Annotated in this window: 6 protein-coding genes and 4 pseudogenes; 4 read left to right on the top strand and 6 right to left on the bottom strand. The window is 45.8% G+C overall.

Annotation, left to right across the window (positions count from 1 at the left end; all coding sequences use genetic code 11):
• From BP822_RS11330 to tnpC, 3 genes and pseudogenes are all read right to left on the bottom strand, one after another.
• Nucleotides 1-262, bottom strand: a pseudogene (locus BP822_RS11330) (hypothetical protein); the annotation flags it as partial.
• Nucleotides 263-298: 36 nt separating this feature from the next.
• Nucleotides 299-2,200 carry a glycerophosphodiester phosphodiesterase gene (gene glpQ, locus BP822_RS11325; protein ID WP_286878314.1) on the bottom strand — a complete coding sequence of 634 codons (1,902 nt, stop codon included), beginning with the start codon at nucleotides 2,198-2,200 and terminating at the stop codon, nucleotides 299-301.
• A 291-nt stretch (nucleotides 2,201-2,491) separates the two neighbouring features.
• On the bottom strand, nucleotides 2,492-4,030 hold the full coding sequence (gene tnpC, locus BP822_RS11320) for an IS66 family transposase (protein WP_286878313.1): 1,539 nt from the start codon (nucleotides 4,028-4,030) through the stop codon (nucleotides 2,492-2,494).
• A gap of 378 nt (nucleotides 4,031-4,408) precedes the next feature.
• Here tnpC and BP822_RS11315 point away from each other — a divergent pair, with 378 nt between their 5' ends.
• The 3 genes from BP822_RS11315 to BP822_RS11305 all read left to right on the top strand — a co-directional run bounded on the left by BP822_RS11315 (nucleotide 4,409) and on the right by BP822_RS11305 (nucleotide 6,969).
• Nucleotides 4,409-4,600 carry an antitoxin family protein gene (locus BP822_RS11315; protein ID WP_013718145.1) on the top strand — a complete coding sequence of 64 codons (192 nt, stop codon included), beginning with the start codon at nucleotides 4,409-4,411 and terminating at the stop codon, nucleotides 4,598-4,600.
• A gap of 376 nt (nucleotides 4,601-4,976) precedes the next feature.
• A complete protein-coding gene (locus BP822_RS11310; RefSeq protein ID WP_286878312.1) occupies nucleotides 4,977-6,464 on the top strand; it encodes an ATP-binding protein in 1,488 nt (495 codons plus the stop codon).
• A gap of 229 nt (nucleotides 6,465-6,693) precedes the next feature.
• A complete protein-coding gene (locus BP822_RS11305; protein WP_286878311.1) occupies nucleotides 6,694-6,969 on the top strand; it encodes a hypothetical protein in 276 nt (91 codons plus the stop codon).
• Here BP822_RS11305 and BP822_RS11300 read toward each other — a convergent pair.
• A pseudogene (locus BP822_RS11300) lies at nucleotides 6,958-7,785 on the bottom strand (ISL3 family transposase); the annotation flags it as partial. The gene BP822_RS11305 and the pseudogene BP822_RS11300 sit on opposite strands and share 12 nt — an antisense overlap.
• Before the next feature lie 72 nt (nucleotides 7,786-7,857).
• Nucleotides 7,858-8,079, bottom strand: a pseudogene (locus tag BP822_RS11295) (IS5/IS1182 family transposase); the annotation flags it as partial.
• 135 nt (nucleotides 8,080-8,214) lie between these two features.
• Here BP822_RS11295 and BP822_RS11290 point away from each other — a divergent pair.
• Nucleotides 8,215-9,528 (top strand): IS4 family transposase, encoded by a 1,314-nt coding sequence (locus BP822_RS11290; protein ID WP_394339432.1) that lies wholly within the window; start codon nucleotides 8,215-8,217, stop codon nucleotides 9,526-9,528.
• A gap of 20 nt (nucleotides 9,529-9,548) precedes the next feature.
• On the opposite strand, the pseudogene BP822_RS11285 reads toward BP822_RS11290, so the two are convergent.
• A pseudogene (locus tag BP822_RS11285) lies at nucleotides 9,549-9,842 on the bottom strand (transposase); the annotation flags it as partial.
• Between the last annotated feature and the right edge of the window lie 301 nt (nucleotides 9,843-10,143).

Raw genomic sequence — 10,143 nt, 5'->3', positions numbered from 1 at the left:
CAAAAGATATGGCTAAGACAGCCTCGACGCGCGTCTCCGACCAATCTGGGCACAAAATTACTGAACGATGGGTAGACCAGCCCATCCGCTTTGCCAGCTCATAGACGTTTAAGTTGGGTGCCTCGCTGATCTTTTCGCAGAGGTCCCACTCATCGTCCTCGGCTTTTGCCGTCCTGACCAGGGTGGCTTTTTGTAGAGAGCTTTTGGCCGATGCCGAATGATAGGTGCCGGAAAAAGAGTTGGCGGGGATTATCTCAAGCATTGGCCTAAGCCAAGCCGAAGATAATCCGATCCAGGATCAATTTGCGGACTGCAGGAACGCAACCGCCCTGTCTGTGAAGTCGGTGAAAAGCCCATCCACTCCGTATACAAAGTAGAACTGGTTCAGCTCTTCGGTGAAGTCCGAATATTTCTCAGGCAGGCTGTCGGCGCGTATCGTCCAGGTGTGGACCTGGAGACCATCATCATGAGCCCACTGAACCAACTTGGGGTTGGCCTCGATGTACATCTTATACGGGCCAACGCCATCGGCAAAGGTGGCGATCTCCTTCAAGCCTTCCTGAGTAACCATGGAGCTGTAATTCTCTCCGGTATCGCTGTTGTTTCCGGTGTCCACCAGCTGTACCAAAGGAAGCTTGGTGCCCAGATCGTCTCTCATCATTCTCAAAGAGTGGTTCTCAAAAGACTGGACGTATATTTGGGCGTTTGAGTCCTCGTAACCATACTGGGCCAGGAGATCCAGCAGCTTCTCCTCCATGGGGAGCCCCTCGGCAGCGTGCCATGTGGGGCTCTTGATCTCCGGATAGATCCCCACGTTCCTGCCGGTAGCCTTGTTGAGGCCCTGAATGAGCTCGATCATCTCTGCGAAGGTGGGTACCTCAAAATCGGAGTTGTTCTGGGGGAACCTACCGGCAAAGACCGCCGTGCTGTCTGTGTTGGTCCTCTCGTGGACCTTGAGCTGCTTTATCTCTGAGAGGGTGAAGTCGGCAGCATACCAGCGTCCATCTTCTCTCGCCCTGTCGGGGAAGACCTCTTCCACATTGGTGGTGCTCTCCAGATGGATGTCGTGCAGACATATGAATACTCCATCCTTGGTCAGCACCAGGTCGGGCTCTATGTAATCGGCTCTCATTCCATAGGCCAAGGCATAGGCCTCCAGAGTGTGCTCGGGCAGGTAGCCGCTGGCACCCCGGTGGGCTATCACTAGCTTCTCCTCGGTAATGGCTGGTGAGATCATAATGGCTCCTATATTCAACACCGCGTTTCTGTCAGATGGCTCGCCCTCAGCCTGAGCCACGTCCTTTCCCGCATCGATGAATTCCTGTTTGGCCACGTCTCTCACAGTCTCGTTATCATACCAAATGACTTCGACTGTAAATTCAGACCCTGATAACTCGCATACGGTGTATGCACAGGGGTAACTGCAAGTGGCGGGACAGCTTACCTCGTATAACCCATCCTCTTCAGCAATGTCTGTGATGTGAATATGACCAGAGATAGCCAGCTTGGCATCATGAGATTTCATGATTTCTTTAACAGCTTCAGCATTATCACAGTAGTAGAGAGGATCGGATACACCTTCATGCTGATTTAAAGCGTGATGCACGACTACTATCGTGGTTTTATCCTCGTTATCTGCCAGGTCCTGTTCAAACCAGTCCAACTGTTCCTGAGATATAACGCCACCCCAGTCAGCAGAATGGTTTTCATTAGAGGAGGAGTCCAGTGCAACAAGGTGAACGCCTTGCACAGGATCTGCACTGTACCAGGAATTGCCTTCATGCCAAGGCATGGGGTAATACTCAACTATCTTTTCGATAGGCCAGTTCTCTGCAGGCAGACCTTCCTTGAACACATCGTGGTTTCCAGGAACTATATAGTAGGGTATATTAAGGCCGTTCAGCTGGTCCAGAACCCTCTGATGGTTGTAAGGTTCTGAGTCTTTAGTCAGATCACCGGAGACGATAACGAAGTCCACATCTCCCATGGAATTGATATCATCTATAATATCTCCCAGGATCTGATCGTTATAGTGGAACATTTTGTAGATGTTCTCTGTCTCATTGAGCCCCAAATGAAGGTCGCTGATCACCACGAACTTCACAGAATCTGTGACGTTTTCGTTACCCAGCCCTGTAGATGATAGCAGGACGAAAAGGATTACGTGAGCATACAAAAACGCCGCGACTGGACGATTCATTTTCATTCATATCACCAAGTTGTATCTTTTGACTTTCGATTCATCTTGGATCGATAAAAAGTTAGGCTAAATAGAACATATATTAACATTATAGCACAATATCCTTCATAATGTATAGTCCTGACCAATGAACTTGACTAAATCAAAAAGTTCCGACGGAACCAGGCGCTCCGATAGCCTGTAACACAGTGGATAATGGTTTCAAAAATGCCACCCCCGATAATGTTGCGCATATCCAATTTAAAAGAAAATCTGTAACTATTCAGCCCTACTCGCAGAATCATTAAGAATTCAGACCGCAATCAAAGTTCTCTGAGGAATGAATGGCTTCCCTTCAAAGACTCCTTGAATAGCGTCGATAACTGAACTGGAGTTCTTTTTAACCGTAGAGATATACCCTCTAATGCGGCAAAAAATCTTCGCTCCATCCCAGCTTCTAAAGTTTCCTGAGATTTTTTGCTGGACTTTCATCATTCTCAGATCTCTCTCTGCCTGATTATTGTCAAATGGGACCTCAAAGTCATACATGAAGGCCAAGACTTCTCTCCGATACTTCTGCAATCTCTCTAACAGATTTTGGGCCTTCGTCTTTTTCTTTTTTCCACGTTTTTTGATCGGCCCCTGTGAATTGGAAGTGGTTGGAGGAGGATTTTCGAGCTTAGCCCTTTCGATTATGTGATCGTATCTGTCTTCGAAATCATTTATCTCGGCAAGATCCAAATTGCAATGGATCGGCTTTCTGCGATCTACTGTCTCCTTAATATCAATCAGCTGATCGATCAAATCTTTGGCCCAATTCTGTTTATACTCTTCATGAATGAAGAGCAGATCTCTGATGTGATGTGCATTACATAGTGCATGCTTGCATTTGAATTTGAAGTAAGAGCTCCAGCCATCATGCACTGCTGTTCCGCTATAGACTGGCAGTATTCCCATATCCTCATTAGCCTCAGATCCGCGATGGGGGTTTGCAGCATAATAAGTCAGATTCTCGGTTGAAACCACATGGCACCATTTTCTCTTTCCTTCGATACGCATGCCGGTTTCATCAAGGCAAATGACAGGCGATGCAATTATCTGTTGCTTGATGTCCTCTTCGACAGGCCCCAAAATACTGTAACAGGTACGATTGGCGTCGATCAGAGTACTCTGACTTAAACGATGGCCGAAGAGATCAACGAAAGTCTCGCTCAATCGATCAAAGGGCACGAGCTGATATTGATTTAGATAGACGGCAACAGATTTCAAACGAGTTCCATATTGAACCGGATATGCAACTTCCTTGGGAAAGGCAGCCTTGTTGAGGCAACCGCAATTGGGGCAGATCTTGCTCTCAGCCTGATGTTCGAATACTTCCACTTTGATAGGAGGCAAATCGAATACTTGACGCCGTTCATAATTCGTTGCTTCAACATCGCATAGAGACCGACCGCAAAATTCACATCTTGCAACCTGATGAACGATCTCGCGATCAGGTTTTTCCGCCATTTCCAGGGTATGTCCCTTATGACCCTTCTGACCGCCTACGGGTCTGCCACTCGGCTTACGCTGACCTTTTATCTTTCTAAAGGTATCCGTAGAGGGCGGTTTGCTGCTATTGCGGCTATTCTTATTGATTTGATCCTCCAATGATTTTACTCTCTCTTCCAGTTCGACGATCCTTGCTGCTTGAATGAGTATTATAGCACAGACTGCGTCAGGACCTTCATTATAAATAGCTAAAATATCTTCGCGACTCAACGAAGTGGATATGCTTGACTCTAATGAAGAGAGGGAATTACCTGGATTGATATCCTTCGCTGGGATTTGACGAGAATTGCGCCCCTCCATTATCACAGTTATATGATTACCATTAATATTTAAATTTTGGGGCGATTATCAGGCATTATGATTCATGAAGTATCGGAGGGAAAATAGAGGTTCGACTGGGGGGCTGAATAGTTACGAAAATCTTATCATCAGGCAAGGTGCATAGGCTAGCAAGGCTATGTGGGAGGAGGAGAGAAAACTCCCTGATGGATGAAGCACTGTCAATTTATCTGGGAAAATATGTCGTGAATGGCTCTGAATCCATGAATTGATACCAGCAATGTTATAAGAGTGATGGAAGCGATAATTAGTGATGGCCTATGTGCCTGGGGTATCTCACGAAGCCTTGAGCGAGAAGAGTATTTAAGCCGGCAAGCTAAATAGATCCATGGGCAAATTATGAGCACATCCAAGACCATCGAATGCATCTATGAACGTGGCGTCCTAAAGCCGCTCCACGAGGTAGATTTTAAGGAGGGAGAGAGGCTGAAGCTCACGATAAAGAGATTCAATATCTCCGATTTTCTCGGGGCATTTGGCGAAGGCTCTGTAGAAGAGTTTGAAGAGTTTGAAGAAGAGGCCCAGATGTGATCTTTCTAGATACAAATGTGCTATACAGCGTTTTAGGGGGCAGGAGATATAGGACTCGTTGGCCTTTAAGGCGATTTTCTCGCTGCTACAGCCAGGGCAAATATGTTTGGACAGGAATGACAATAGAAGCAAAGCCATTATGTGCAAAAGGCTTTTATCGCTATTTAAGGCATAGACGCTGATTCGAGGGATATGCGACAGGTAGATAAGGAATTAGAGCTGGCTGGGTATATGAAAACTGTCTCAGCTTTGCGTTTTTCAAGAGCGTCTAGACGACAAAGGATGGCAGCCTGAAAAAGCAGAAAACATTGTAGGAGGAGGGCGATGACGGAACCAAATGCTCTGACCTCGGTGTCACTTTGGAGGGAGATGGGGCATGGCTATGGACCGTACGAGTGAATACCTGGTTGGCCTCGTCAATGAGCTGCGCAAGTTGCCCAAAGAGACAGAATTTGTCGAGTTCAAGCACAACAATGATGACCACCAGGAGATCGGAGAATATCTGTCGGCGCTGGCCAACTCGGCGGCACTATCTGGAAAAAGTCAAGCGTACCTGATCTGGGGGATTGATGACCAGACGCATGAGGTTGTTGGTACGACCTTCCTTCCAGCCGCAAAGAAGATCGGCAACGAGGAGCTGGAGAGTTGGCTGCTGCACCTGCTGGAACCCAAGATCGACTTTGATTTTTATACCGTTGAGGTAGACAGCAGGCCAGTTGTCCTGTTGGAAATCGGGCGGGCTTTCCGCCATCCTGTGCGCTTTTCCGGGCAGGAATATATCCGCATCGGCTCTTACAAAAAGAAACTGAAGGACTTCCCGGAAAAAGAGCGAAAACTTTGGCGGGCCTTCGATAAGACGCATTTCGAAGATGGACTCGCTGCCGAACACGTATCTGCTGATGAGGTACTGAGGCTGCTGGACTATCCGGCATTCTTTGACCTTCTTGAGCAGCCTTTGCCGGCAGACCGCAGCGGCATCCTGGAGGCGCTGGCGGATGAGGGCCTGATTCGGTCTTGCGATGCAGGCGACTGGGACATTACAAATCTGGGCGCGGTGCTGTTCGCAAAACGATTGGATGACTTCCGCTCAGTCCAGCGCAAGTCGATGCGGGTGATCAAGTACCGTGGCACGTCCCGCGTTGAGACCCTGAAAGAACAGGTCGAAGATAAGGGCTATGCCAGCGGCTTCGAGAGACTGATTGCATTTATCAATGGCCTGCTCCCCTCTAATGAGGTGATCGAGCAGGCATTGCGCAAGACCGTGCCGATGTTTCCTGAACTGGCAATTAGGGAACTGGTAGCCAATGCACTGATCCACCAGGACTTCTTTGTCATGGGTGCAGGGCCGATGGTGGAGATCTTCGACGATCGCATCGAGATCACCAATCCCGGCGAGCCTCTGGTGGACACTCAACGCTTCGTGGATACGCCTCCGAAGTCACGCAACGAGATTTTGGCTTCATTGATGCGCCGGTTCCGCATATGTGAGGAACGTGGCAGTGGAATTGACAAGGTCGTGTTCCAGGTAGAGTTTTTCCAGCTCCCTGCGCCACTCTTTGAGGTTACGGGAGGTTTCACGAGGGCCGTGCTCTTTTCCCACATTGCGCTGACCGATATGGACAAGAACGACCGTGTGCGTGCCTGCTATCTTCACGCCTGCCTGAAATACGTAATGCGCCGCTATTTAACAAATACGTCACTCCGCGAACGTTTCGGGATCGATGAGAAAAACAGCGCCGTGGCTTCGCGGCTTATCAAAGAGGCGGTTGAGGCAGGCGCCATCGCTCCATATGACTCGACGGCTTCGAAGAAATATATGAAGTATGTTCCATGGTGGGCCACCGCTCCGAAGGGAGGCCAATAAGCAAGATCTCATTTGACGGTCATTTGATCGAAGCGGATCCATTTGACCGCGGGCGTGCTCCTATCATGGTTGCTTTCGGCATGCGACGGCTACAGGTATTTCATTTGATGGCTATTTGATGGCATCTACAGGGGCCAGATGAGCCACGGATCTATCGAGGGGCTGCGGCCCTTCAGGCTCGCTGCAGCCCAATACCTTCGATGTGCTCCCCAGGCGCAAGAGAATCACCATGTTCAAGGCGGCAGGCGGCTGGATCTTCAAGCACTTCTTCGATGACAGTGCGATCTTCTGGGAGTTGGCAGACCACTACAACAAGAACCTCTACCGTTTCGAGTTCAAAACCATAGGCGAGAGGAACAAGGCCATCAAGCTCCTGGAGCTGCGCGGCTTCGATGTGGAGCTGGTAGAGGAGCTCAGGGGCTACGTGGTAAAGCTGCCCAGGTACAGCAAATACACCCCAGTACTGAAGAACTCTGTGGGGTTCCTCGCTATATCAAGTGGGTAGATTGAACTGCAATTTTCCAAGTCTAAGATATATAATTAGTATGATATTTTTTGTTGTTCTGAAGCCTCTTGCACTGCTCTTTGCGGATTGAACCATGCTATTTATTCCTTCCAGCACGCCGTTGGATATTTTAGTTTCTGCATAATTTATTACGCCACTCCAATGTGACTTAATGGTTTTAGCAACATTAATAATAGGCTCTATTTGGCTGTGTGTTGCCCAATAATACCATTTCTTGAGGAAATCCTCTGCAAGGAGCTTATCATTGAAAGTCCAAAAGTCCTTCAGACTAAGCTTGAAATTGTATGCTTTGGATGTCAGCAAATTCATGTCTTTGAGAGAGCCCAGCTTTTCTTTTTCAGCCAAAGAAAGGTCATTTGGGTTCTTAAGCCACATATATCGAGTATTTTTTAATTCTGCATTCTGGTGCTGCTCCTCGCGACGCACTTGATCTACTGCTTCATTGACCATCTTCATAACATGAAATTTATCAAAAGTAAGAGACGATCCTGGAAATTGTTCCGTTATCCCTGATATAAATGCAGGAGACATGTCCGAACAGAACATCTCAATATTTTCTGATGCCCCATCATGAGCCTCAAGGTCTTTTTTGAATGAGCTGATAACGCTCGCATCCTTGCCCTCGCATGCGTATAGAACTTTATTATCATCTAGATCAACGAATAGTGATACATATTTATGGAATTTAGCGCATGATGTCTCATCTACACCTACTATTTTTACTTGAGAATGATCTTCTTTAGACCTAGATTCAGGAATATAATATGACAAAACCCTCCATATCCGCGTATCATGCTGCTGTGTCGCATGATTAGTATAATATTATTTCGTTAGACATGAATTCATAATTTAACTTAACATAGACGTCTATATGCTCATAAGTATATTATACAAAATGAATGATCTTTTAACCTCTGAAACCATTCCCGCTCGAGAAGATGCCCGAACCGTCTCACCAAAAATGCGCTTGATCGATGAAAAGAAGCCTTCAACCGCCCATCTTCTACCGTACTGATGCATTTGCTTCCAACCCTTGTAGCCCATTTTTTTGAATTCTAAAACAGCAGTTGATCTGGAAGATGCATCTTTGCCCATGTGTCTTCGGTTAGCAGATCATTCATGGCAGAATCGTTATAGATGTGCCAAAATTATTTCGCAGAAATGGCCCATTTAATAAGATTTATATAGAATATGTGATACCTAATTTAAATTAAAGGGATTAGCATGGCAAAAGGGGTATCACAAATAGGGAAAGATATCGTAGAGAAAGAACTAACTACGATGTTTGAATCCAAGTGGCTTAGGTCCAAAGCAATAGAGACTGGACTCGTTGAAAGAGAGAGAAAAATTGATCCTGTTATAATGTTCTGGACTCTCTCGATTGGATATGGCTCACAATTATATCGAACTCTCATTGAGCTGAAACGGGAATACGAAGTCAGAGGGAAAGTCACCATCTCAGATAGCAGTTGGCATGATCGTTTCACTCCCGAGTTAGTTAAATTTCTTAGAGAATGTGTAATTCATGGCATAGAGCAAATTTCTCAAGAGCCGAGCAGGATTTTGGGCAAACGGTTAGCAAGCTTTCGAGATGTAATGATTCAAGATAGCACTATCATTCGACTTCATGAAAGCCTTGCCGACAAATGGCCGGCCACTCGCTCCAAGAAAGTCGCTGCTGGAGTAAAAGTGGCGTTTTTAACAAGTGCAGTAGCCAACAGTCCTAAAAGCATTTCAATCCTGCCGGAGAATACCAGCGAGATGAAGACCTTGAAAATAGGTTCCTGGGTAAAAGATATAATATTATTAATTGATCTTGGATTTTACAAGTATCAGCTCTTTAGTCGGATTGTTGAAAATGGGGGATCTTTTGTCTCTCGAGTTAAGAGCAACTCTACTCCCTTAATAGTGGGCATAAACCAGGTGGGTAATTGCCATGGTATTGATCTAATAGGGAAACATTTGAAAGATATTCAACTAGAAAAATCCGATGCTATTTTTGACGTAAATGTTGAAGTCTCATTCGATAGAAGATCCTATCGCGGCGAGAGCAAAAAAGATAATAAGATATTTAGATTAGTCGCTGTTTATAATCCCGAGGCAGAAGAACATCATCTCTATTTAACTAATATTTCTCAATCCATATTAAATGCATCTGATATTGCTGCAGTCTATGCCGCCAGATGGGAGGTCGAACTTATCTTCAAGGAATTGAAGAGCAGGTATGAATTGGATCATATCAGAACTAAGAGCTCGTATGCGATTGAAGCACTAATTTGGATCTCAATTCTGACACTCCTGGTCAGCAGAAAAGTATATTCTATTGTGCGAAAGCTAAATCCTGATGCCAAGATGGTTCGTTTTACGCAGTTGAGATGGAGCAATATCTTTGTCCAGAATTCATCGCGCCTTTTGTCAGCGATAATGGAGTATCTCGGATTAGAACAAGATTTCTCCACAGTCTTAAATGTGTACTCAAGTGAGGCACTTGATCCGCATGTCAACAGAGAACGATTTAGGGAGGGATTGTGGTCTTAACCGAAGACGCATGCATCTTTGCCCACTATTGCATTCTCTCTGATCTTAATCCCTGGACAATCCACGCCTTTCGATTTCATAAATTCAAATGCGTCACTTGTGTCATATGCGCCATCCATCAATCCTTCCTCAATATTTACGTCTTTCAACAAAGGGCGCAAAACCTCGCTATCCGAGGTATTTTCTTCTGTAACTTCCATAGACAATAACCTCTTTGATTCAACATCAACTGCCACATGAACTTTAAGCCATCCTCGCCGCTGCTTTCCGTGTTTTTCGCGCATCCAATCCCCTCTATTTGTTACCTTTATCCCACATCCCGCAGGAGGACCGCTCTAAATGCCACCATTTTTCCTGCCATCGATTTGAAATTTTAAAATCCAATATATTAATAATATCTGAAATTTTTATTAAAGATATTTTACATTTTCATGATTTAGCAGGCTATATGTTGGCGCACTGTACATGGCATGAACACGAATAAGATGGAGCCAAAACCAGCTGAAAAAACCTGTGTGACAGTTTTCTGGCATTGATGCTCATAATATCAATTATCGAACCCAATATCAACCAAAATAAAGGATGATTTGATATTATCTTACTGCGGGATGTGGG

The organism is Methanosaeta sp. UBA458 (assembly GCF_002496085.1).
Taxonomy (GTDB): Archaea; Halobacteriota; Methanosarcinia; order Methanotrichales; family Methanotrichaceae; genus Methanothrix; species Methanothrix soehngenii.
Note: the sequence above shows the minus strand (reverse complement) of the source record. Positions and strands in the feature narration are given on the sequence as shown.